General features: G+C 73.4%; 12 protein-coding genes. 10 read left to right on the top strand and 2 right to left on the bottom strand.

The annotated features are described in order from the left end of the window. Window positions 1-28: 28 nt before the first annotated feature. Window positions 29-4,219 (top strand): SDR family NAD(P)-dependent oxidoreductase, encoded by a 4,191-nt coding sequence (locus ABZ117_RS10840; protein ID WP_356819396.1) that lies wholly within the window; start codon window positions 29-31, stop codon window positions 4,217-4,219. Window positions 4,220-4,320: 101 nt separating this feature from the next. Here the strand turns inward: ABZ117_RS10840 and ABZ117_RS10845 are convergent, their stop codons facing one another. Further along, window positions 4,321-7,128, bottom strand: coding sequence for an AAA family ATPase (locus ABZ117_RS10845; protein WP_356819398.1), 2,808 nt, complete (start codon window positions 7,126-7,128; stop codon window positions 4,321-4,323). 839 nt (window positions 7,129-7,967) lie between these two features. Beyond that, the gene (locus ABZ117_RS10850; RefSeq protein WP_356819400.1) at window positions 7,968-9,074 is read right to left on the bottom strand and encodes a zinc-binding alcohol dehydrogenase family protein; all 1,107 of its coding nucleotides are present in this window, start codon (window positions 9,072-9,074) and stop codon (window positions 7,968-7,970) included. A 102-nt stretch (window positions 9,075-9,176) separates the two neighbouring features. On the opposite strand from ABZ117_RS10850, the gene ABZ117_RS10855 reads away from it, so the two are divergent. The 9 genes from ABZ117_RS10855 (at window position 9,177) to ABZ117_RS10895 (ending at window position 24,495) form a co-directional block, all read left to right on the top strand. Then, a complete protein-coding gene (locus ABZ117_RS10855; protein WP_356819402.1) occupies window positions 9,177-10,070 on the top strand; it encodes a LysR family transcriptional regulator in 894 nt (297 codons plus the stop codon). A 555-nt stretch (window positions 10,071-10,625) separates the two neighbouring features. Continuing rightward, on the top strand, window positions 10,626-13,229 hold the full coding sequence (locus tag ABZ117_RS10860; protein ID WP_356819404.1) for a Pls/PosA family non-ribosomal peptide synthetase: 2,604 nt from the start codon (window positions 10,626-10,628) through the stop codon (window positions 13,227-13,229). 13 nt (window positions 13,230-13,242) lie between these two features. Beyond that, window positions 13,243-16,500, top strand: coding sequence for an amino acid adenylation domain-containing protein (locus ABZ117_RS10865; RefSeq protein ID WP_356819406.1), 3,258 nt, complete (start codon window positions 13,243-13,245; stop codon window positions 16,498-16,500). Window positions 16,501-16,553: 53 nt separating this feature from the next. Further along, window positions 16,554-17,558, top strand: coding sequence for a TauD/TfdA family dioxygenase (locus ABZ117_RS10870; protein ID WP_356819407.1), 1,005 nt, complete (start codon window positions 16,554-16,556; stop codon window positions 17,556-17,558). Further along, the gene (gene sbnB / locus ABZ117_RS10875) at window positions 17,555-18,625 is read left to right on the top strand and encodes a 2,3-diaminopropionate biosynthesis protein SbnB (protein ID WP_356819409.1); all 1,071 of its coding nucleotides are present in this window, start codon (window positions 17,555-17,557) and stop codon (window positions 18,623-18,625) included. The genes ABZ117_RS10870 and sbnB overlap by 4 nt, the downstream gene beginning before the upstream one ends. Before the next feature lie 37 nt (window positions 18,626-18,662). After that, a complete protein-coding gene (gene sbnA / locus ABZ117_RS10880; protein WP_356819411.1) occupies window positions 18,663-19,637 on the top strand; it encodes a 2,3-diaminopropionate biosynthesis protein SbnA in 975 nt (324 codons plus the stop codon). Window positions 19,638-20,327: 690 nt separating this feature from the next. Next, window positions 20,328-21,308, top strand: coding sequence for a LysR family transcriptional regulator (locus ABZ117_RS10885; protein ID WP_356819413.1), 981 nt, complete (start codon window positions 20,328-20,330; stop codon window positions 21,306-21,308). Between the two features lie 140 nt (window positions 21,309-21,448). After that, entirely contained in the window at window positions 21,449-23,050 is a 1,602-nt protein-coding gene (locus ABZ117_RS10890; RefSeq protein ID WP_356819415.1) for a M4 family metallopeptidase, read from the top strand. A 260-nt stretch (window positions 23,051-23,310) separates the two neighbouring features. After that, window positions 23,311-24,495: a type III polyketide synthase gene (locus ABZ117_RS10895; RefSeq protein ID WP_356819417.1), complete on the top strand. Its 1,185-nt coding sequence runs from the start codon at window positions 23,311-23,313 to the stop codon at window positions 24,493-24,495. Window positions 24,496-24,516 lie beyond the last annotated feature (21 nt).

Consider the following 24,516-nt stretch of genomic DNA (forward strand, 5'->3'; position numbering starts at 1 on the left):
TCACGGGGTGCTGCCGAGGACGCTGCATGTGGACCGGCCGTCCACGAAGGTCGACTGGGAGGCGGGGCGGGTACGGCTGCTGACCGAGGAGCGGGACTGGCCGGCGACGGAGCGTCCGCGCCGGGCGGGCGTCTCCTCCTTCGGCATCAGCGGCACCAACGTGCACACGATCATCGAGGAGGCACCGGCCCAGGAGCCCGCCCCGGAACCGGGGCCGGCCCCGCTGCTGCCCCTCGTGATCTCCGGCGCCACCCCCGAGGCGCTGGCCGCCCAGGCGGCCCGGCTGCGCGCGGTCGCCGACCGGCCGCTGCCCGACCTCGCCCGCTCGCTGGCCACGGACCGTGCCGCCCTCACCCACCGGGCCGCCGTCGTCGCCCGCGACCGGGACGAACTCCTCGCCGCACTCACCGCGCTGGCCGACGGCACCGCCACGGACAGCGTGGTCCGCGGCCGGCCCGGCACCGGCGGGACCGCCTTCCTCTTCACCGGCCAGGGCGCCCAGCGCCCGGGCATGGGCCGCGGCCTGTACGCCGCCCATCCCGTCTTCCGGCAGGCACTGGACGAGGCCTGCGAGGCACTCGACGCCCACCTCGACCGCCCGCTGCGGGACGTGATGTGGGCCGAGCCCGGCACCGAGGCGGCCGACCTGCTCGACCACACCCTTTACACGCAGAGCGCCCTGTTCGCCGTCGGGACCGCCCTGTACAGGCTGCTGGAGTCCCACGGCGTACGGGCCGACCGGCTGGCCGGCCACTCCATCGGCGAACTGACCGCCGCGCACGCCGCCGGGGTCTGGGACCTGGCGGACGCCGCCCGGCTGGTCACCGCGCGCGGCCGGCTGATGCAGGCACTGCCCGCCGGGGGCGCGATGCTCGCCGTCGACGCCACCGAGGCGGAGGTGCTGCCCCACCTCGGCCCCGAGGTGTCCGTCGCCGCCGTCAACGGGCCCCGCGCCGTCGTCGTCTCCGGCACCGAGGCCGCCGTGGACGCGGTCGCCGCGGCCTTCGCCGGCCGCCGCACCAAGCGGCTGCGGGTCAGCCACGCCTTCCACTCTCCGCTGATGGACCCGATGCTGGCGGAGTTCGAGAAGACCGCCCGCGAGCTGCGGTACGCGCCGCCCGCCCGCCCCGTCGTCTCCAACGTCACCGGAGCGCACGCCGGCGAGGACGAGCTGTGCGACCCCGCGTACTGGGTCCGGCACGTCCGCGAGGCGGTCCGCTTCGGCGACGGCGTCCGCGCGCTGGAGGCCGACGGCGTGCGCACCTTCGTCGAACTCGGCCCCGACGCCGTCCTGTCGCCCATGGCCGCGCACGCCGTCACCGACGCCGGACGGTCGGCCTTCGTCCCGGCACTGCGCCGCGACCGGGACGAGGAGCGGACCTTCGCGGCCCTGCTCGGCACCGCCCACGTGCGCGGGGTGCCCGTCGACTGGCGGCGGGTGTTCGCCGGCACCGGCGCCCGCCGCACCGACCTGCCGACCTACGCCTTCCAGCGCCGGCGGCTGTGGCTGGACGACGAGCCCGGCGCGGTCGCCGGCGCGAGCGGCCTCGGGCAGGCCCCGGCCGGGCACCCGCTGCTCGGCGCGGCCCTGGAGCTGGCCGGCGACGACCGGCTGGCCCTGACCGGCCGCATCTCCCTGGCCACGCATCCCTGGCTGGCCGACCACGCCGTGGCGGGCGTCGTCCTCGTCCCGGGCAGCGCCTTCGTGGAACTGGCCGTCCAGGCCGGCGACCGCACCCACTGCCCGCACGTGGAGGAACTCACCCTGGAACGCCCCCTGGTCCTGCCCGGGTACGGCGCCGTCCACCTCCAGGTGGCCGCCGCGGCCCCGGACGCCGACGGCCGCCGGCGCCTCACCGTGCACGCCCGCCCGGAGGGCGCGGACGGCGCGTGGACCCGGCACGCCACCGGCGTCCTCGCCCCGCGCACCCTGCCCGAACCGGCCCCCGCGACCCACTGGCCGCCCACCGGAGCCGTCCCCGTCGATGTCACCGGCACCTACGACCACCTGGCCGCACAGGGCTACGCCTACGGCCCGTTGTTCCGCTGCCTGCGCGGTGCGTGGCGGCTCGGCGAGGAGGTCTGGGCCGAACTCGCCCTGCCGGACGCCGACGCGGCCGACGGGTTCGCCCTGCACCCGGCGCTGCTCGATTCCACGCTGCACGCCATCGACCTGCTCGACGGCCAGGACCCGACCGTGCTGACCCTGCCCTTCTCCTGGGAGGGCGTCACCCTGTACGCGGCCGGCGCCACGGCCGTGCGGCTGCGCCTCACCCCGCACGGCACCGACCACATGACCCTGCGCCTGTACGACGGCGCGGGCGCACCCGTGGCCGAGGTGGCCTCGCTGCGCATCCGCCAGGTGACCGCCGCACAGCTGGCCGCGGCCACGCCGGAGCCCGGCGACCTGTTCCGGGTGCGGTGGACCGAACTGCCGGTCACCGCCGACGGATCCGCGCCCGCACCCCGCACCCTCACCCTCACCGTGGACACCGACCCCGGCGAAGCACCGCCCGAGGTGGCCCGCGAGACCGCCGTACAGGCCCTCGCCGCGCTGCAGGGCCACCTCGCCGACGCACCGGACGACGCACCGCTGGTGGTGCTGACCCGGTCCGCCGTCGCCGTCCACGCCGACGGCGCGCCCGACCCGGGGCAGGCCGTGATCTGGGGCATGGTGCGGGCGGCGGCGGTCGAGCACCCCGGCCGGTTCGTGCTCGCCGACACCGACGGCGACCCCGCCTCTGCCGCCGCCCTCCCGGCCGCCGTCGCCACCGGCGCACCCGAACTGGCCCTGCGCTCCGGCACGGTGTACGTGCCGGAACTGGTGCGGGCGCCCGACCCGGAGCCGGGCCGGGCGCCCGCCCTGGACCCGGCGGGAACCGTCCTCGTCACCGGCGGCACCGGCAGTCTCGGCAGGCTGCTGGCCCGGCACCTGGTCACCCGGCACGGCGTACGCCATCTGCTGCTCGCCGGCCGCGGCGGGCGGCTTCCCGAGCCCGGCGCCCTGGACGAACTGGCCGCCCTGGGCGCGACGGTGACCGTGGCCGCCTGCGACGTCACCGACCGGACCGCGCTCGGCGCCCTGCTGGCGTCGGTGCCGGCGGAGCACCCGCTGACCGCCGTGGTGCACGCCGCGGGTGTCCTGGACGACGGACTGCTCACCGACCTCACCCCCGAGCGGCTGGCCGCCGTGCTGCGGCCCAAGGCCGACGCCGCCTGGCATCTGCACGAGCTGACACGCGACCTCGGTCTCGCCGCGTTCGTCCTGTTCTCCTCCGCCGCCGGCACCCTGGGCGCGGCGGGCCAGGCCAACTACGCCGCCGCCAACGCCTTCCTGGACGCCCTGGCCGCACGGCGCCGCGCCGAGGGGCTGCCGGCGCTCTCGCTGGGCTGGGGACTGTGGGAGACGGGGCAGGGCATGGCGGCCGGGCTCGGCGAGAGCGAGTTGCGCCGGCTGGCCCGCGACGGCATCCTGCCGCTGCCCGCCGACCGGGCGCTGGCCCTGTTCGACCGCGCGCTGACGGCCGGGGCCTCTCCGGCCGCCGACCGGGCCCTGCTGCTGCCGGTCCGGGTCCAGGTCACCGAGGACGCCCCCGCCCTGGTCCGGGGCCTCGCCCCCGCGGCCGGACGGCGCACCGCCCGAGCGGCGGCCACCGCCGCGCCCGCGTCCGCAGAGCCGCTGCCGCGGCGGCTGGCCGGGCTGAGCACCGCCGACGCCCTGCGCCTGCTGGTGGAGACGGTGTGCGGACACGTCGCCGACGTCCTCGGACACGGCTCCGGCAGCGCGGTCGACCCCCAGCGCCCCCTGGGCGACCTGGGCGTGGACTCGCTGGCCGCCCTGGAGCTGCGCAACCGGCTCGGCGCCGACACCGGCCTGCGGCTGTCCACCACGCTCACCTTCGACCACCCGACCTCCGACGCCCTCGCCCGGCACCTCTTCGCCGAGCTGGGCGGCGACACCTCCGCCGGACCGGTCGACATCGAGGCCGAAGTGGTGCGCCTGGAGGCGGCGCTGGGCGCGGCGCTGGACTCGGCCGCGCTGGACGAGGAGCAGCGCGCCCGGGTGGCCGCCCGGCTGCGCATCCTCAGCGCGCGGTGGGACGGCACCGGGGAGGCGCCGGAGAGCGGGACCGAACGGACCGGCGGGGCTGGCCTGGAGACGGCCACGGCCGACGAGCTCTTCGGCATCCTGGACGACGAACTGGGGAGCTTCAACTGACCGTACGGCAGGCGGGACGCGGCCGCACCGGTGACATCACCGGTGCGGCCGCGTCCCGTTCCGTTCTCCCTTGCCCCCGGCCGGTGCGGTGCCGGGCCCGCTCAGCCCGCGGACGAGTTGGTGCAGGCCCAGCGGTCCGACAGCTTGGGAATGCGATGCTCCAGCATCTTCGACGGCAGCTCCGAACGGCTGGCCACGTTCAGCTTGCGGTACACCCGGGTGAGGTGCTGCTCCACCGTGCTGATCGTGACATGCAGGCGGGCACTGATCTCGCGGTTGGTGTAGCCGAGCGCGGCCAGCCCGGCGACGCGGCACTCGGCGTCGCTGAGGATCGCGGGTCCGCCCTCGGACCCGGCGGCCTCGAGCCGCGCCGGATCCTCCAGCAGGTGGGCGTCGACCGGCGACTCGATGCGGCAGGCCTCGGCCTCCCGGGCCGCCTGCCGCGCCACCAGGCGGGCCCGGGCGTACTCACCCAGCTCGTAGTGGGCCGCGGACAGGTCGGCGTACGCCTGGGACAGCGCGTAGCGGTCACCGCACGCCTTGAGCAGGTCGATCGACTCGCGCAGCAGCGAGCCCCTGCGGTGCGGCTTGCAGGTCGCGGCCAGCAGGCGCAGTGCCATGGCCCGGGCGCGGGAACTGTGGCCGCCGGGCAGCCGCAGCTGCTCCTCGGCCCATTCGCGGGCCGTGCGGGCCTTGCCGATCCGCAGGTTGGCCAGGGCCAGGTCGGACCGCCAGGGGATGCCCTTCTGAAGGCTGGGATTGCCCTCGCGCAGCAGCCGCCCGCAGGTCTCGAAGTCGCCCAGTGCCGCGAAGGGCCGGTCGGTGGCGAGATAGTGGTGACCGCGGGCACGCAGGTACTGGATGCCGAACACGGTGCGGTACATGGGTTCCGGCACATCGTGCCGGAGGAGTTCCTCGGCCTCGGCGTAGGCGCCCATGGCGGTGTGCGCCGAGATCGCCGTCGCCAGCGGGAGGCCGATGAGCACCCCCCAGCTCGGGGCGGCCAGGATCCCGAGCGCGGCGAGCGCGCCCTGCGATGCGGCGGTCACGTCCCCCTGGAGCAGGGCGATCTCCGCCCGGATGGAGCCGAGCAGGGCCTGCCAGGTCGTCGCCCGGCGCTCCACGGCGCACTCCAGCAGCCCGTCGCAGGCCTCGGCGGCGATCGCGGGCCGGTCCGCGTGGGCGATCGCCAGCAGGGACATCGCGACCAGCTCGAGGTTCAGATGGTCCAGCTGGTGCCCCTGGAGGGCCTGGGCGACGGCCGCCGCGGACTCGTCGGTGGCCTCCCCGCCGACGAGTGCGGCCACCCGCGAGGCCAGACCGCCGGAGTGGGCGCGCACCTGCCGGGGGTGCGGGTCGAGGCCGGTGACCGGGGCGCCCCTGCCGGGGAGCGCGACGCCGTAGAACCACTGCCGGACGAATTCCACCTCGGCGACGATCTGGGCGTCGGCGGGCGACTGGGGGTTGACGAGTGTGGCCACGGCCTGGGCGGCCAGCTCGGTGTCGCCCCGCCACAGCAGGTACCGCAGGACGGTGGCGGTGTCCCGCATGCTCAGCTCGCCGTCCAGCGCGGCCGCGCGCAGCGGTTCCAGATGGGGGCCGGCCGCCGCCGGGTTGGTGCGCCACTCCGCGCGCGCCAGGGCCACCGACAGCGCGTGCCGTTCCTGCTCGTCGGCGCAGTCGCGCAGGACCAGGCCGAGGTAGTCGGTGCAGCGCTCCACGTCGTCGGCGGCCAGCGCCTGTTCCGCGGCGGCGCGCAGGACGGCCGCGCCCCATGGCGCCGGGACGGTGTCCGCGGCGTACAGGTGACGTGCCACCTCGACGGCCCGGGCGCCGGAACGATACAGCAGGTGGGCTATCCGGCCGTGGAGTCCGGCGCGGGCGGCGGCGTCCATGTCCCCCAGGACGGCCGCGGCGGCGGTCGGGTGCCGGAAGGCGTGACCGTCCAGCAGACCGGAGGAGTTGAGGATGTCCACGGCTTCCTGGGTGCCGGCGGGTGTGGTGCCGGCCAGTTCGCCGACGGGGACCGTCTCCGCCAGGGTGCCGAGCGCGGCCAGGGCCCGGGCCACCCGGACCTGGCACGCTTCGCCGCGATGCAGCAGCGACAGCACGGCCTGGCGGTACGCGGCGCCGGCGATGGGCCGGTCGATCTCGGGGCCGAAGCGGGTGCTGTCGTCCAGCAGGGCGTGGACGAGCAGCGGGCTGCCCGCGGTGGCCCGGTGGTAGGCGGTGCGCACGTGTCCCGGCAGCGCCCGTCCGGCCTGGGCGGCGAGCAGTTCGCCGACGCCGGCCTCGGACAGCGGGGCCAGCCGCACCCGGCGGTGCGGCTGGCGGAGGAGTTCGGTGTGGGCGGCCGAGCGGATCTCGCCGAAATGGCCGGAGGTGGCGCACACCACGAGCACCCGCCGGGAGCGGCTGCGGCGCAGCAGGTGGACGACGGTCTGGAGCGAGGCGTGGTCCATGGTGTGGGCGTCGTCCAGGCCGATCACCAGGGGGTGTTCGTCCGGGACGAGACGCAGCAGCGTTTCGGCCGCCTCGTGTGCGGCGGGCGTGGGAACGGCATGCGGCCCGGAGGGCCGGGAACGGCGGTTCTCCGCCGCGAAGTTCGCCGCCGAGAACGCGTGGTGTGATGCCGAGAACGCGGGGTGTGATATCGCGCACTCGGCCTCCGCGTTGCGCAGTAATTGCCCGACCAGGCTCATCGGCTGTTCTCGTTCCCCCGAGGAGGCCGTACCCGTCAGTACGCACGCGTCGGTGCTGTTCAGGGTGGTGAGGAATTCATGCATCAGCTGGGTCTTGCCGGATCCGGGGCCGCCCGTGATGATCACGAGCCGGCCGTTTCCCCGCGTGCTGTCGGTGAACGCCTCGGACAGGGCGTGCAGTTCTCTCGAACGACCGAAAAGGTGCATCGTGGGTCCCCCCATAGTTTCTTTCCCCGAGCCGCAACGTGCGCCGTTCCCCCCGCGCGGGCGCGGCGCCGCACAACGCCGCGGTGCGAGTGTGTGAGGACGGCGGCGCCGTGGCAAAGGCGGCGCGCCGCACCGGTCCGGCCCCCTGGCGGACGGCTCCTGACCGGCGGCGAAGCGTGTGCGCGTCGGCCGGAGTGATCCGTGCCCGCGTCGCGCGAGAGGCGTCGCATCCTCTGGTCTCCCGTTTATGCCGCGTACCGCGGGCGGACCCCAATGCCGCGTCGCATTGTTGTGCCGATGCTTACCGTCGGTACGGCCGCAGAGCGGCCCGGAATCCACGGACCGAACGGTTTCGGCCAATTAGTGGCCGAAATTGATTCGGTTGTCCGCAGCTTTGCTGGTCGAGTCCCGAATTAAAGATTAGATGCTTATAGCAGGTAGAAACCGTATCTGTCTATGTCAACGTTGTCAACCATCATCCGATAGGGGTCAACTGTGGTCACCGAGGGGCAACTGCGGTCATGTCGATGGGCCTTGCCTACTGTCTCCACGGTCCGCCGAGACGTCTATTCATAGACCGTTGAATTACCGGCTGGTTAAAGAAAGGAACCGGGCATCGCCCGTCGTGAGATCGGTCACGCGAAAGCCGGTCCTTGCGCCCTTTCGGGCAGCCCCATTGCCCTTTCGGGCAATCCCGCGCCCGGGGGCCGGTCGAGGGGAGGACGGCTCGGCCGACGAGTCCGTGTACGACGTCGCCGGCCGGGGTCATCGCGCGGTGGTTCCCTGTCCTGGCCCTGCCCGGCGGGACGGCGCGCCGACGGGTGGAGGTGCGGGCGTGATCACCTGCTCGGGGACCCGGCAGTCGCCATGGGGACGAGGGCGGTGCGGTCGAAGGGGCCGCCGTTCGAGGCGGCGTACGCGACGGCGTCGTTGACGGCGTCGAGGCCGAACGACCGGACGTGTTCGGGGGCGAGGTCCAGCGCGCCCGAGGCGAGGAGCCGGATGATGCCGACATTGGCTGGACGCGGGTACATCCACTGCCCGCGCACGGTGATCGAGTTGCGCATGAGCCATGGGTACGGGAGTGCGAGGCCGTCGCCCCCGAGCATGCCGACACCGCCCATGAGGACGACGCGGCCGTACTCGCGCACGGTCATGGCCGCCGCGCGCGAAGCAGAGCTGGGTGCGCTCGGTGGGAGCAGATCGATCACCATGTCGATCGGGCCGCCGCCCGCCGCGGACATCGCCGCCCGGTCGACCGCCTCGTCCCCCGTCAGCGGCACCGGGCACACACGCGGGCCGAACCGGTCGGCGAGAAGGCCGAGCGCTGCCCGGTTGCGGCCCGGCGCGACCACGCGACCCGCCCCCATCGCGAGCGCGACAGCGACCGCACTGCTGCCGAGATTGCCGGTGGCCCCGCTGACGAGCAGCGTCTCACCGGCCGCGAGCCCGCCTGCCAGCAGCCCGCCGTAAGAGATGGTGTGCACACTGAGCGCCGCCCAGCGGGCCGGGTCGTCCCCCGCGGCGGCCGGCAGCGGGAAGACGTTCTCCGTCGGGACCCGCATGAGTTCGGCGAACGACCCGTCGTGCAGGTACTCGGCCAGCCGCGCACCACCCTCGCCGCGGGAGCTCCAGCCCTGAAGCGTGATGTCGGGTGTCAGGGCGTCGTCCCGCGAGCGCACCGTGCAGTCGCACCACACCAGGTCCCCTGCGCGCAGCCGGGTGGCGTCCGGACCGGCGTGGACGATCCGTCCCACGCCGCCGATCCCGGGCACGACGGGAGGGACCAGGGGGTAGTTCCGTTCGCCGCCGAAGACCTCGGCCGCGTACGGGGGGACGCAGGTGGCCAGTACCTCGACCACCACCTCACCGCCGCCGGCCTCGGGGTCGGGCATCTCCCGCACCGTGAGCGGGACGCCGAACCGCGTCAGTACTGCTGCTCGCATGCGATGACCTCCATGTTCGTCCGGGTCCGTCGGCATCGACACTAGGAGTCCGGCGGCCATGCGGGAAGCGACGATCTCGCATATGTGCTATGCGTATGTCGCATGGACATCTCCAGTACGGGTCTGCGGGTCCTGCGGCAGATCGCGGAATCCGGCAGCTTCACCGCGGCAGCCGCCAGGCTCGGCTACACCCAGTCGGCGGTCTCACGACAGGCCGTCTCCCTCGAACGGAGTGCGGGCGCCACCCTGTTCGACCGCCGTCCCGACGGGGTGCGGCTCACCCCCGCGGGCCTGACCCTGCTGCGCCACGCCCGCACCATCCTGGACTGTCTCGCGGCGGCCGAGTCCGACCTCACCGGCGCCGTCCCACGGACCGAAACGGTGCGGCTCGGACTGTTCCTGAGCGCGGGCGCCGTCATCCTGCCCGCCGCGCTCACCCGTCTGACGGCAACCGACCCGCAGATCACGGTCACGACGACCGAGGGCACCACGCCCACCCTGGTCCGGGCACTGCGGGCGGGCTCGATCGACCTCGCCGTGCTGACGTCCCGCCCGCCCCACCGGCCCCTGGACGGCGAGTCGCCGCGCCTGCACGTCGAGACCGCCGTGGACACCGAACTGGTCCTGGCGACGGCCACGACCGGGAGGTTCGCCGGCCGCACCACCGTGCATGTCGACGAACTGGTCGACGCCGCGTGGATCGCCACCCCGTCGTCGAACTCCGAGCCACTGCTCGGCGTCTGGCCCGGCCTGCCCGGACGGCCGCACGTCGTCCACCGCGCACGCGACTGGCTGACGAAACTCCAGCTGGTCGCGGGCGGTTTCGGGGTGACGACGGTGCCGTCCCGGCTCTCGCCGGTGCTACCGCCCGGGGTGAGCCTGGCACACGTCGAAGGCGCGCCGTGCGAGATCCGCCGTGTTCTCGTCGCCCGCCTCCCCGGCCGCCCCACCCCGGCGATCACGGCCGTCACCCGAGCGATCACCTCGACCGTCTGACACGTACCGCCGCGGCGGTACGGCCCACCCCGGTCACCGCCCGCGCGATCACCCCGCGTCCCTCGGATCCACCGATGCCGCCGGCCGGACCGGCGCGCCGGAAACGGCCACGCGCTCCCTCGGCCAGCACGCGTCACCGGCGCACCTCCGCGCCGGCGCACCTCCGCGTCGGCGCGTGGCTGAAGCCGCTGCTCGTGGTCGAGCCCGTCCCCTGCTCGGCCGCTGCCCCGGACGACCACCCCCGCCCTCAGGCGGGTGAGCGGCTGCCTCCTCCAGGCCGCCCGGCATCACGAGTGCTCTCGCCGTGGAGGGACACGCCATCGGGTGATGATCGGGCCCCCCCTCCCGAGCGTCGGCCGCCGTTCGGGTGAATCGTCCGGCACGCGGAGTCGCGCGGAAACCAAGGGGCGCGGCAACCGGCGGGGTTTTTCCGGCGGGCGCCGGGCCCGATGTTGAGTGGCAGCCCGGTGGACGCCTGTCCAGACTGAAACCGGCGCTTCCTGATCACCTGTGATCGGGTCGCCGTCGCCCATCCGTACGTTCTCAGGAGATCGAATGGTGGAGCAGTCCTCCGAGGTCCCCATAGCCGGGCCGGACGAGCCTGCCGTCACCATGAGCGACACCGGGCCGGCGCGGGCGGGGAACGAGACGGAGACCGAGCGGAGACTCGCCGCGGTACTGGCCGAGGTCACCGGCGCCGAACAGGTCGCGGTCGACCGTCACTTCTTCTCCGATCTCGGCGCGAACTCCCTGGTGATGGCCCAGTTCTGCGCGCGGCTCAGGAAGAACCCGGAGCTGCCGTCCCCCTCGATGCGGGACATCTACCGGCATCCCACGATCCGGAGCCTGACGGCCGCGCTCGCGCAGGCCGCGCCGGACGACGCCGGCAAGGCCGCCTTCGCGTCCGCACCGGCGGAGCCCGGGACGCCACCGGTTCCGGCGGCGCGCCGCAGCCGGTTCGCCCATCCGTTGTGCGGGGCGTTCCAACTGCTGGTCTTCCTGGGGTACTCGTTCGTCTCCGGTCTGGTGACCGCCGCGGGATACGAGTGGATCTCCGCCGGTTCGGGATTCACCGGGGTCTACGTGCGGTCGCTGGTGTTCGGAGGCATCGGGTTCGTCACGCTGTGCGCCTTCCCGGTCGTCGCCAAGTGGCTCCTCGTCGGCCGCTGGAAGGAAGGCGAGTTCCCCGTATGGGGGCCGGCGTACGTGCGCTTCTGGCTCGTCAAGGTGCTGCTGCACGCGAACCCGATGGTGTTCCTCGTCGGAACCCCGCTGTACGTGCTCTATCTGCGGGCGCTGGGCGCGCGGATCGGGAAGGGCGTCACGATCCTGTCCCGTTCCGTCCCGGTCTGCACCGACCTGGTGACGATCGGCGCCGGGACGGTCATCCGCAAGGAGGCGTTCTTCCTCGGCTACCGGGCCCACGCGGGCCGTATCCAGACCGGCCGGGTCACACTCGGCCGGGACGTGTTCGTCGGCGAGAAGACGGTGCTGGACATCGACACCGCGATGGGCGACGGCGCTCAGCTGGGCCACACCTCCGCGCTGCACCGCGGCCAGGCGGTACCGGACGGCGAGCGCTGGCACGGATCGCCGGCCGAGCCCACGGCGGTCGACCACGTACGGGTGCCGCCGACCGGGTGCGGTACCGCGCGCCGGACCTGGTTCGGGTGCGTGACGCTGCTCCAGGTGCTGTTCCTCTACGTTCCGCTCGCCGTCGGCGGGGTGTACATGCTGTTCACCGAGGTGCCGGCGATCGGCAAGCGGCTCGATCCGCGGACGGCGGCGCTGAGCCGGCCGGAACTCGTCTCCGACGCGCTGGCCGTCTCGCTCGTGCTGTTCACCGGCTTCCTCGTCCTGGGCCTCGCCGCCCTGTACACCGTGCCCCGGCTGCTGCGCCTGTTCGTCCGGCCCGGCCGGGTCTATCCGCTCTACGGATTCCACTACACGGTGCACCGGACGGCGGCCCGCATGACGAACGTCAAGTTCTTCGCCTGGCTGTTCGGGGACAGTTCGTACATCGTGCACTATCTCCGCGGCCTCGGATACGACTTGTCGCACGTCGAGCAGACCGGCTCCAACTTCGGCACGGAGATGCAGCACGAGACGCCCTTCCTGGTCTCCGTCGGCAGCGGGACGATGGTGGCCGACGGGCTGTCCGTGCTCAACGCCGAGTACTCCGCCACGTCGTTCCGGCTGTCCCGGGTGTCGATCGGGCCCCGCAACTTCCTCGGCAACAACATCGCCTATCCCGCGGGCGGCAGGACGGGGGAGAACTGCCTCCTCGCGACCAAGGTGATGATCCCCCTCGACGGTGAGGTCCGGGAGGGCGTGGGACTTCTGGGTTCGCCGTGCTTCGAGATTCCCCGGTCGGTGGACCGGGACGCGCGGTTCGACCATCTCCGGTCGGGCGACACGCTGCGCCGCCGGCTCGCCGCGAAGAACCGCTACAACCTCCGGTCGATGGCCTTGATGCTGTGCGTGCGCTGGGTGCACGTCTTCGCGCTCACCCTGCTCGCCCTCGCCTCCGTGGACCTGTACGGCGTGATCGGTCACGTGGTGATCGCCGCCTATCTCGCGCTGACGCTCGCGTTCTCGACCGTCTACTACGTGCTCGTGGAGCGCGGCATGCTGTCGTTCCGCAGGCTGAGCCCCAAACTGTGCTCGATCTACGACCGGAGCTTCTGGCTCCAGGAACGGCTGTGGAAGGTCCCCTCGGACTTCCTCAACGTCTTCAACGGAACCCCGTACAAGACCCTCGTCTGGCGCATGCTGGGCGTCCGCATCGGCAGCAGGGTGTTCGACGACGGCTGCTTCCTGACCGAACGCACGCTCACCACCATCGGCGACGACTGCACCCTGAACGTCGGCAGCAAGATCCAGTGCCACTCGCAGGAGGACGGCACGTTCAAGTCCGACGGCACCACGCTCGGCGCCGGCTGCACGCTGGGCGTCGGCGCTCATGTGCACTACGGCGTGACCGTGGGCGACCGCGCGGTGCTGGCGGCCGACTCCTTCCTGATGAAGGGCGAGGAGGTCCCCCCGGACGCGCGGTGGGGCGGCAATCCGGCCGTGGACATGCCCGAGACCGGCAGCCGGCCACGCGGGCCCGCATCCGCCGTGGAAACGACCGGCGCCCCCGCGTCCGCCCTGAGCTGAGGAAGGCCGATCGATGGACACGCGCGTGGAATCGGACCGGGAGTTCTGGGGCCGGGTGCTCACCGCCGGCGGCGCCACCGCCGTGCCGCGGTGGGCTCCGGAGCCCACCCCGGGAGCGCTGGAGCAGCGGACCGCGGTCCCGGACGACGTGGCGGCCTCGGTGCGCGGCCTGGCGCGGCGGTCCGGACTGCCGCTGAGCGCGGTGCTGCTGGCGGCGCACGCCAAGGTGCTGGCCGCGCTGTCGGGCGAGCAGGAGGTGGTGACGGGGTACACCGCGGGAGTGCACGGTGAGCCGTTGCCGTGCCGCCTGGCCGTGCCCGCGGGGTCCTGGCGCGCCCTGGTGTCGGCCGCCGGCCGCGCCGAGGCGGAGGTGCTGGCCCACCGGGAGTTCCCGCTGGCCGCGCTGCGGCGCGAACTGGGACTGACCGAGCCGTCGTACGAAGTGGTGTTCGGTCCGCAGGGCGCCGAGGAGACGCCGGACGACGACGCCGCCGTACTGCACGTGCGCTGGTGCGACCGGGGCGGACGGCTGCTGCTGCGCCTGCGGTACCGCACGGACGCGCTGGATCCCGGGAGCGCGGGCCGGATCGCCGGCTACCACCTGAAGGCGCTCGCGCTGCTGGCGGCCGACCCGGACGCCGACCACGCGCGGCAGGGACTGCTGTCGGCCGACGAGGTGCGCGAGCAGCTGGAAGGACAGGCGGGACCCCGCCGGCCGCTGCCGGACGCCCGCGCGCACGAACTGTTCGAGCAGCGGGTACGGGCACATCCGCGGGCGGTGGCCGCCGTGCAGGGCGAGCGGCAGTGGACGTACGGCGAACTCAACGCGCGCGCGAACCGGTTGGCGCGGGCGCTGCTGGCCCGCGGGCTGGCCCGGGAGGACGTCGTCGCCGTCGTCATGGAACGCGGCCTCGACTGGCTGGCGGCGACGCTCGCGGTGTTCAAGGCGGGCGGCGTGTACCTGCCGGTCGAGCCGCACTTCCCGACCGCCCGTATCGCGGCGACGCTGTCCCGCGCGCGCTGCCGGCTGGTGCTCACCGGGCCGGGCGGCACCGGCACCCTCGACGAGGCACTGGCGGCCGTGCCGGGAGCCGAGAAGCTGCCGGTCGGGACGGCGTACGCGGAGCCGCACGACGACAGCGACCCCGGGGTGCCGGTCGAACCCGGCCGGCTGGCCTACATCTACTTCACCTCCGGCTCCACCGGCGAGCCGAAGGGGGCGATGTGCGAGCACGCGGGCCTCCTCAACCACCTGTACGCCAAGATCGACGACCTGGGCGTCGGCGAGGGGTCCGTGGTGGCGCAGACGGCCCCGCAGTGCTTCGACATCTCGCTCTGGCAGCTGGTGGCGGCCCTGCTGGTCGGCGGGCGGACGCTCCTGGTCGGACAGGACGAGATCGTGGACGTGGAGCGGTTCCTGGACACGCTGGTGCGCGGCCGGGTCACCGTGACCCAGCTGGTGCCCTCCTACCTGGAGGTCGTGGTCTCCTACCTGGAGCAGCACCCCCGCGCCCTGCCCGACCTGCGGTGGGTGTCGGTGACCGGTGAGGCGCTGAAACGGGAGCTGGTCCAGCGCTGGTTCGCGGTGCAGCCGGGGATCAGGCTGCTCAACGCCTACGGGCTGACGGAGACGTCGGACGACACCAACCACGAGGTGCTGGACTCGGTGCCGGACCGGGTGCTGCTGGGCCGAGCGGTCGGCAACGTGCGCGTCTACGTGGTGGACGAGCAGCTGTCGCTGGTGCCGCTGGGCGCACCGGGACTGATCGCGTTCTCGGGCGTGTGCGTGGGCCGGGGATACGTCAACGATCCCGAACGCACCCGTGAGGCGTACCGGACGGACCCCTACCGGCCCGGGGAGCGGCTCTACCTGGGCGGCGACCGGGGCCGCTGGCACCCCGGCGGCAAGCTGGAGTTCCTCGGCCGCCGGGACGGCCAGGTCAAGATCCGCGGCTTCCGCATCGAGATCGGGGAGATCGAGAACGCCCTCCTGCGGGTGGACGGGGTGCGCGACGGTGCGGTGGTCGTCGTCGAGCGGGGCGGCGGGAACAAGCAGCTCGTCGCCTTCCACACCGGCACCCGCCACGAGCCCGGGACGCTCCGCGCGGCGCTGGCGGCGGAGCTGCCCGACTACATGGTGCCCGCGGCCTTCCACTGGCAGGACGGCCTGCCGCTGACCGCCAACGGCAAGACCGACCGCAAGGCCCTGATCGCCCGAGCCGGGCGGACGGCGCCGGCCGGGGGACCGGCCGCGGCGGCGGAGGGCGCGCTCAGCGCGGCCGAGCGGAGGGTGGCGGCGGCCTGGGCCGCACTGCTGGGCGTGCCCGAGGAGCGGATCGGCCGGACGGACCACTTCTTCGACTCCGGGGGCACCTCCCTGACGGCGGTCAAGCTCAGCATCGCGCTCGACCGCGCGGTGTCGCTGAAGGACATCACCCGCAATCCCGTGCTCGCCGACCTGGCCGCCCTCCTCGACGCCGCCGGCCGGCGGGGCACGGAGCTGCTGGAACTCCTGTCGGAAGCGGGCGGTGCGCCGGAGTGCGCGCTGGTGTGTTTCCCGTCCGCGGGGGGCAACGCGGTGAACTACCGTCCGCTGGCGGCGGCGCTGTCGGGCAGCGGCCCGGCCGTTCTCGCGGTGGACCCGCCCGGTCACGATCCGGCGGCCCCCCGGGAGCCGTTCGTGCCGGTCGCGGAGGTGGCCCGCCGGGTCGCCGACGAGATCGCCGCGCGCGGCCCGACCCGGGTCATGCTGTGGGGCCACTCGTCGGGCGCCGCCCCGGCGCTGGAGACGGCCAGGATCCTCGCGGAGCGCGGTGTGCGGGTGACACGGGTGTTCCTCGGCGCGCACCTGCTCGGCACCGCGGCGGACCGGCGGGCCGCCGTCGCCGAGCTGACCGCCCGGAGCGACGCGGCGATCGTCGCGGAACTGGCCGCGGACGGCGGCCATCCGGAACTCGCCGAGCTGACCGCGCCGCACGCCGAGCACATCGCCGCGGCGTACCGGCACGACTGCCTGTCCGCGCACCGCTACTTCCAGGCGGCCCTGGAGAGCCCGCCGGCGGTACGGCTGTCCGCGCCGGTCTCGGTGGTCGTCGCCGCCGACGACCCGCACACGGCCGGCTACGCCGAGCGGCACCGCGACTGGCTGCTCCTGGCCGAGCAGGTCGAACTGCACGAACTGGCCGACGGCGGCCACCACTTCGCGCGCACCCGGCCGGCCGAGGCGGCGCTGGCCGTCCTGAGCGCGGCCGTCCCGCTGGCCCCGACCTGAGGCCGGCGCCCCTCCCGACCCTCCCTCTGACGGGCGACCGAAAGGAAACCGAGATGACGTCCTCGTCCCTGGCAGCACCGCTCGACGTGGAGCCGCGGCCGGACAGACCCGCGATACTGCGCGTCGACCCGCCCGACGACCCCGCGCGCTGGGCGGCCGAGAACCGGGAGGCGTTGCGGGCGCGGGTCACCGAGCACGGGGCGCTGCTCGTCCGCGGCCTCGGCCTGCGCGACGCGGACCAGGCCGGTGCCGTCTTCACGCGGCTGGCCGGCCGGCTGCTGCCCGAGCGGGAGGCGTTCGCCCCGCGGGAGGCCCACGGTCCGGCGCTGTACTCCTCCACGCCCTGGCCGGCCAACCAGCCGATGTGCATGCACCACGAGCTGAGTTACCCGCTGGAGGTGCCCGGCCTGCTGCTGTTCGCGTGTCTGACCGCCCCCGAGCAGGGCGGCGCGACGGCGGTCGCCGACGCCGCTCAGGTCCTCGACGCCCTGCCCGGCGAGCTGACGGAACGGTTCGAGCAGGAGGGCTGGCTGCTGACACGCACCTACAACGACGAGATCGGCGCGTCCCTGGCGGAGTCGTTCGGCACCGAGGACCGCGACGAGATCGAGCGCTACTGCCGGGCGAACGCCATCGGCTTCACCTGGGGCGCCGACGGCTCACTGCGCACCGAGCAGCGTCGCACCGCCGTCGTGCGGCACCCGCTCACCGGCCGGCGCTGCTGGTTCAACCAGATCGCCTTCCTCAACGAGTGGACGCTCGCCCCAGAGGTGCGCGAGTACCTCCTGGACGAGTACGGCGCGGACGGCCTGCCGTTCAACACCCGCTACGGCGACGGCACCCCGATCGACGAGTACGCCGTGCGGCTCCTCAACGACACGTACGAGGAGCACACCCGGCGCGAACCCTGGCAGGCCGGTGACCTGATGCTGGTGGACAACATCGGCACCGCGCACAGCCGGGAGGCCTTCACCGGTGACCGGCAGGTGGTCGTCGGCCTGGCCGATCCGCACCGCCTGGCCGACCACTGCCCGACCCCGGAGGCGAGCCGACGATGACCGATCTGTTGCCGACGCCCGCCCAGCCGGCCCCGCCCGGCCCGGAAGCGGCGCCCACCTTCGCGGTGATCTCCGGCGAGCAGGTGCACCGGGCACTCGACGGGCGCGAGAAGGAACTCGTCGACCTGGTCGAGGCCACCTACCGGCTGCACGGCGCGGGGGACTCGGTCAACCCGCCCTCCTACTTCCTGCGCTTCCCCGACCGCCCCGCGTCACGGATCATCGCGCTGCCCGCGTCCCTCGGCGGCCCGGTGCGGGTGGACGGCATGAAGTGGATCTCCAGTTTCCCCGACAACGTACGGACCGGGCTGCCGCGGGCCTCCGCGGTGCTGATCCTCAACGACCACGACACCGGCTACCCGTTCGCCTGTCTGGAGAGCTCCGTCATCAGCGCCGCCAGGACCGCGGCGTCCGCCGCGCTGGCGGCCGACCGGCTCAGCCGCGCCCGGCCCCGGCCCCGCCGTGCCGGCTTCTTCGGCACGGGGCTGATCGCCCGGTACATCCACACCTTCCTGGCCGGCACCGGCTGGACCTTCGACGCGATCGGCGTGCACGACCTGTCCGCCGACAGCGCCGCCGGCTTCTCCGGCTACCTGCGCCAGGCCGGCGCCGGCGAGCAGGTCACCGTCCACGACAGCGCCGAGGACCTCGTGCGCTCCAGCGACCTCGTGGTCTTCGCCACCGTCGCCGGCCGGCCCCACGTCACGGCGCCCGGCTGGTTCCGCCACAACCCCCTGGTGCTGCACGTGTCGCTGCGCGACCTCGCCCCCGAGGTCCTGCTCGCCTCGGCGAACTACGTCGACGACGTCGAGCACTGCCTGAAGGCGGACACCTCCGCCCACCTGGCCGAACAGCTGACCGGCGGCCGCGACTTCCTCGACGGCACGCTGAACGACGTACTGCTCGGCCGGACCGTTCCGCCCCGCGACCGGCCGGTGGTCTTCTCCCCGTTCGGCCTGGGCGTCCTTGACCTGGCCGTCGGCAAGTACGTCTACGACCAGGTGGCCCGGGCGGGCGAACTCCGCGTCATCGACGACTTCTTCCACGATCTGCGCCGGTACGGCTGAGGCCGTTGCCCTCAGCCCTGGGACCAGGAGGCCTGCCGTGCCCGTCATCTCCGCTCCCCATGCCTTCAACGAGGGAAACCTCTTCATCGACCTGGAGCCGAGCTTCGGATGCCGCCTCTACCTCAAGTGCGAGGGCTTCAACTTCGCCGGCTCCATCAAGTTGAAGGCCGCGAACGAGATGGTGGAGGGCGCCGAGCGGGAAGGAACCCTGACACCGGATTCCGTCCTCGTCGAGTCCTCGTCCGGAAATCTGGGCGTCGCCCTGAGCATGATCGCCGCGAGCAAGGGCTACCGGTTCCTGTGCGTGACGGACTCCCGTTGCAACCTCTCGACCCGGCTGCTCATGGAGGCCCTCGGCAGCGAGGTGCACGTCGTGGCCGGCCTGGACACCAACGGCGGCTTCCTGGGCACCCGGCTCGACTACGTCCGCGGGCTGTGCGCGTCCGACGACCGGTACGTGTGGCTCAGCCAGTACACCAACACGCAGAACTGGCGGGCCCACTTCCGCACGACGGCACCGGAGATCGCCCGGCACTTCCCGCGCCTGGACGTGCTGTTCATCGGGACGGGCACCGCCGGGACCCTGATGGGCTGCGCGCGCTACTTCCGCGAGTGGCACCGCCCGGTGCGGATCGTCGCCGTGGACAGCGTGGGCTCGGTGGCCTTCGGCGGCGAGCCCGGCCGCCGGATGATCCCCGGCCTGGGCATGAGCATGCGCCCCCCGCTCCTGGACGAGGCGTTGGTGGACGAGGTGATCCGGGTGGAGGAGGCCGACACCATCCGCACCTGTCACCGCCTGGCCCGCCGGGGCTTCCTGTTCGGCGGCTCCACGGGGACGGTGGTCAGCGCGGCGTCGGGCTGGCTGGCCCGGCACGGCACCCGTGACCTCACCGCGGTGGCCATCGCCCCCGACCTCGGCGAGCGCTACCTCGACACCGTCTACCAGACGAACTGGTTGCAGGACCTGTACGGCGAGGGCATGCTCGACTCCGCCCGGGTGAGCCCTTCGTAGCAGGGCCGAGGGGGGAACTCCCGCTCGCTGGTGACGCCGAGGCGGCGGGAACCGCCGTCCGGCCGAACTCCGGTGGCCCTCGCCCGTGCGCCCGCCCGGATGAGGGCCACCGCCTCGACGGCACCCTGGCCGCGGCCCCACGCCGGGGACCGCACCTCCACGGCGTACGACGTGCTGGAGCGGCTCTTCGCCGGCCAGGCGCACTCCGACCCGGCCAAGGAGAGCCGCGAGTTCGAGCTGATGGCGTCGGACTGCGCCGTCGCCGTCCTCGGCACCGGCCTGGCCCGCGCGCGCACGACCCCCCGAGCGTCGGGGACCGCCTCAGCCGCCAGGGCCTGGCTCCCCTTGCCCCGGGTCACGTGTCAGCGCCCCTACGACGCTCCCGCGGTGCGGCAACCCGGCATGCTCGGCACGCATCCGGGACACACGCACGGCGCCGCCCGCATCTGGCTGGCGGGAGACGGCCGCGCGGGCCGGCGGGCGGCGCGTGGACCGAGCCGAGGAGGACGGCGTCTTCGCGCGGTGATCCGGGCGCCGCCGACATCGCACGCGCCCCGGCCACCAGGTTTTACCGTTCCGTGGTTGCCGCCCCCGCGGGTCCGTCAGACCCTTGGGTCGCCACGCGGTCGGGCAACTGGTTCTGCCGGTCGAGGGGTTGCGGGGGCCCCCGGCGCTGAGCGGGGAAGGTTCATGCACCTGGAGTTCCGGCATCTGCGTATCCTGCTCACCGTCGCCGAGGCCGGCAGCATTCGCAAGGCCGCCGCGCGGCTCCAGCTGTCCCAGCCGGCCACGAGCGCCCAGCTGAAGCGCATCGAACACGAACTGGGCGGCCCGCTCTTCATCCGGGGCGCCGACGGGGTGAAGCCGAACGAGAACGGCCAGTACGTGCTGCGCTGCGCCCGTGACCTCGTCATCGGCTTCGACCGGCTGCGCGAGTACGCGCGATCGGCGGCGGAGGCGGACAGACGGACCGCCGCGCCGCTGAGGGCGGGCGGAACGGCCGGCCCTCTGGTGTCGCTGCTGGTCTCCGCCCTCTTCGAACTCGTCCCGGAACGCCGGCTCACCATAGACGCCCGTCGTTCCGTGCACACCCTGGTGAGATCGCTGAGCCTGTCGAAGTGCGACATCGCGGTGTTCGGCGAGTTCCCGGGCTTTCCCCTTCCGGTCGGCGAGTCGGTGGTGACACGCACACTGCTCCGCGAGCCGGTCTTCGTCCTCCTCGCCGAGGACCACCCGCTGGCAGGCCAGGAGACGGTCGCCCTCCATGAGTTGGCGGACGAGGACTGGGTCATGCCGGAGGCGGACGAGAGCGGTGTGCACGCCTACCTTCATCTCACCTGCCGGTCGGCGGGATTCACTCCGCGCATCGCCCATGTGACGCCGGACCTGGCCGTGGCGCGGATCCTGGTCGCCGGCCGGCGTGCCGTCTGTGGCGTATGGCCGACCGCCGAAGTGTCCGCCCAGGGCACCGTGCAGAGGCCGCTCGTGGACATCCCGTTCCACCGGCGGCTCCTGCTGGCCTGGAACACGGAGTCGGTTCCGCCCGAGCTCGCCGACGCGGCGTGCGAGCGTGTGCTGGCCGCCTATGTGTCTCTGGTGCGGCAGCGGCCCCGGTATCTGGCGTGGTGGGAGGGCGGGGGAGCGGAGTTCGCACTCGGCGACGGCCGATGACCGGCCGACCGTGACTCCCCCTGCCCTATAGCTCCGGGGTTGTACCCCAGATGAAGTCACGTCAGGGACATGTCATTTGTTGAACACTTCGCGTCAACGTCCAAGGACGTCGTCACCCCACGACGAGCGAAGGAATCCCCATGTCCCGTCCTCTTCTCGCCCTTTCCGCGGCGGTCGCCGCCGGCGTCATCACCACGGGGGCCGTTGCCGTACCCGCGCACTCCCAGACCAGGGCGGCGCGGCACGCCGCCTCCGTCCGCGACACCGCGATATCCCGGGCCAGGGCGAACGTGGCCCGGCACGCCGGTACCTTCGGGTTCGGCGCGGGCCAGGCCCTCCACGTGAAGGATGTCGTGATCGACGCAGACGGCACCCAGCACGTCCGCTTCGAGCGGACCTACCGCGGTCTCCCCGTCGTCGGCGGCGACTTCGTCGTCCACCAGAAGGCCGACGGCTCGTTCAAGGGATCCACCCGCGCCGGGGCCCACAAGGTCGCGCTCAGGTCCGTCGTTCCCGCCGTCGGCGCCGAGGGCACCGCCGCCGGGGCCCTGAAACGCGCACACGGGGCGGTACGCAACGCCAGATCCACCCCCGAGCTGATCGTATGGGCCGCCGACGGCAGCCCGCGCCTGGCCTGGCGCACCACCGTGCAGGGCCTGGGCGACAAGGGGCAGCCGCACGGCGAGGTCTTCGTCACCGACGCCACCACCGGCGCCGTGATCGAACAGTACGACGCCGAGCGCGAGGCGACCGGCACCGGCCACTCCGAATACACCGGCGACGTCAGCATCGACACCACCGAGCAGAGCGCCGGCACCTTCGCCCTGATCGACCCGCTGCGCGGCCACGTCACCAAGGACGCGCACAACCTCTCGTCGTCGTCCCTGAAAAGCTCCTCCGGCACCCTCTTCACCGACGCCGACGACATCTGGGGCGACGGCAGGAAGTTCTCCACCGACCGCGCCACCGCCGCCGTCGACGCGCACGCCAACACGGCGAAGACGTTCGACTACTACAAGACGACCTTCGGCCGCAACGGCATCAAGAACGACGGCCGCGGCGCCACCGTCTTCGTCCACGTAGGCACCGACTGGGACAACGCCCAGTGGTCGGACTCCTGCTTCTGCATGCTGACCGGCGACGGCAACGGCACCACCGACCCCGAGCAGGTCGACCTCGACACCATGGGCCACGAGATGACCCACGGCGTCACCTCGGCCACCGCCAACCTGCGTTACAGCGGTGAGTCCGGCGGCCTGAACGAGTCCACCAGCGACATCCTCGGCACCATGGTGGAGTGGTACGCCGACAACCCGGTCGACACTCCCGACTACCTCTTCAGCGACCAGTCCACCCCGCCGTGGCTGCGCCGCTTCGACAAGCCGTCGCTGGACGGCCGCTCCGCCGACTGCTGGTCGAAGTCGGTCGGCCGCCTCGACGTGCACTACTCCTCGGGCGTCGGCAACCACTGGTTCTACCTGGCCAGTGAGGGCAGCGGCGCCAAGACCGTCAACGGCGTCTCCTACAACAGCCCCACCTGCAACAGCTCCACCGTCACGGGCATCGGCAACCAGAAGGCCTCCGCCATCTGGTACCGGGCCCTGAGCGTCTACATGACCTCCACCACGGACTACAAGGGGGCCCGCACCGCGACCCTGAACGCGGCGAAGGACCTCTACGGCGCCACCAGCCCCGAGTACGCCACCGTGGCCGCGGCCTGGAGCGCGGTCAACGTCCTCTGACACTCCCGGGCACCGCTGCGGGAGGCAACTCCGTGTGCTGCCAGGGCAGAAGATCCATGTTCGGGTGATGTGTGCCGTATCACGCCGCACAAGTCCGCTCAAGTTGTCTGAATCACAGCGGATATGTCCATTTAGCGTCCATGCTTGCCGGGACAGCGGTTCCCGAAGGGGAGCCCCTCGGCATGGGCGCGAAGTTCCGAAGTGGCCCATGGCGCAGTCCTCGTGACATTCCTCCTGGATCTCCCGGAAAGGTGCCCACCATGGCCGCTTACCTCTGTCCTCCTGCCGTGATACACGGCGAGCACGCCGTGCGGACCAGCCAGATCGTGGCGGAGGTGCGCGACCGGCATCCGCACGCGGCGTGGGCGCCCCGCATCGACGGCATCGCGGCCGGTACGGGCATCGAGACCCGCGGGTGGATGCTGCCGCTGGAGACCGCCGTCGCACCCGGCAACGGCGGCGGACTGCGGGCCGTCGGCACCGGGCCGGCCCGAAAGGCGCTGGCACGCGACGGGTTCACCGAGCACGACGTCGACCGCGCGATCGCGGCCCTCGAGGCGATGCCCGCTCCGCAGACCGTCCAGGAGCGCACCGCGCCCGCGTGGGAGGCCGTGCGGTCCTACGGCGAGCGTGCGGCACGCGGAGCCCTGCAGACAGCCGGGCTGGACGCCGCGGACGTCGACTGCCTGATCACGAGTCACTCCACCACCCCGGCGCTGCCGGGGCTGGACATCGCCCTGGCCAACCGGCTCCCGCTCCGCAACGACGTGATGCTGCTGCCGGCCACGCAGTGGGCCTGCGTCGCGGGGACCCGCTCCCTCGCCCTGGCGGCGGATCTCGTGGCCGCGGACCCCGACCGGGTGGTCCTGGTCGTGATCGCGGAGGCGCTGAGCACGACCTACCAGCCCGCGGACGACACCCTGGAGTCCCTGATCGTCCGGCTGCTGTTCGCGGACACCGCGGTGGCCGCGGTGGTCACGGGCCGCCCGAGGCGCGAGTCGGTGCTGCGGTTGGACGCCGCCTGGCACCACACCCTGCCCGGCACCCAGGACCTGCACCGCCTGGACACACGTGCGGACGGCACCCACTTCGTGATGGACCGGCGCGGGCCGCGCGCCGTGCAGGAGACGGTCACCGCGATGTGGGAGTGGCTGCGCGTCCGCTATCAGGACCACCCCGACTCCTGGCACCCCGACGTGCTGCTCGCGCACCCCGGCGGGACCCGGGTGCTGGAGTACATGGAGCAGACGATGCCCGACGCGTGGCCGTCGGGGCTGCTGGACCACAGCCGGGACAGCTACACCAGCGGCAACCGCGGAGGCGCCGCCGTGTTCGACATCCTGCGCCGGGCGCACGACGCCGGGCAGAAGTCGGGCAGCCGCGCCGTCCTGTACGCGGCGGCACCGGGCCTCACCGCCACCGCCCTGGAAGGGGAGTGGCTGTAGAGGCGCACGCCTCCGCCGCGC

Origin of the sequence: Streptomyces sp. NPDC006309, from assembly GCF_040613095.1 — a bacterium.
Taxonomy (GTDB): Bacteria; Actinomycetota; Actinomycetes; order Streptomycetales; family Streptomycetaceae; genus Streptomyces.

Bases quoted from the DNA above. Each gene is read 5' to 3' on its own strand.
- ABZ117_RS10870 (WP_356819407.1), top strand. From the start codon at position 16,554: ATGACGTCCTCGTCCCTGGCAGCACCGCTCGACGTGGAGCCGCGGCCG.
- sbnB (WP_356819409.1), top strand. From the start codon at position 17,555: ATGACCGATCTGTTGCCGACGCCCGCCCAGCCGGCCCCGCCCGGCCCG.
- ABZ117_RS10890 (WP_356819415.1), top strand. From the start codon at position 21,449: ATGTCCCGTCCTCTTCTCGCCCTTTCCGCGGCGGTCGCCGCCGGCGTC.
- ABZ117_RS10855 (WP_356819402.1), top strand. From the start codon at position 9,177: ATGGACATCTCCAGTACGGGTCTGCGGGTCCTGCGGCAGATCGCGGAA.
- ABZ117_RS10885 (WP_356819413.1), top strand. From the start codon at position 20,328: ATGCACCTGGAGTTCCGGCATCTGCGTATCCTGCTCACCGTCGCCGAG.
- ABZ117_RS10860 (WP_356819404.1), top strand. From the start codon at position 10,626: ATGGTGGAGCAGTCCTCCGAGGTCCCCATAGCCGGGCCGGACGAGCCT.
- ABZ117_RS10850 (WP_356819400.1), bottom strand. From the start codon at position 9,074: ATGCGAGCAGCAGTACTGACGCGGTTCGGCGTCCCGCTCACGGTGCGG.
- ABZ117_RS10895 (WP_356819417.1), top strand. From the start codon at position 23,311: ATGGCCGCTTACCTCTGTCCTCCTGCCGTGATACACGGCGAGCACGCC.
- ABZ117_RS10865 (WP_356819406.1), top strand. From the start codon at position 13,243: ATGGACACGCGCGTGGAATCGGACCGGGAGTTCTGGGGCCGGGTGCTC.
- ABZ117_RS10845 (WP_356819398.1), bottom strand. From the start codon at position 7,128: ATGCACCTTTTCGGTCGTTCGAGAGAACTGCACGCCCTGTCCGAGGCG.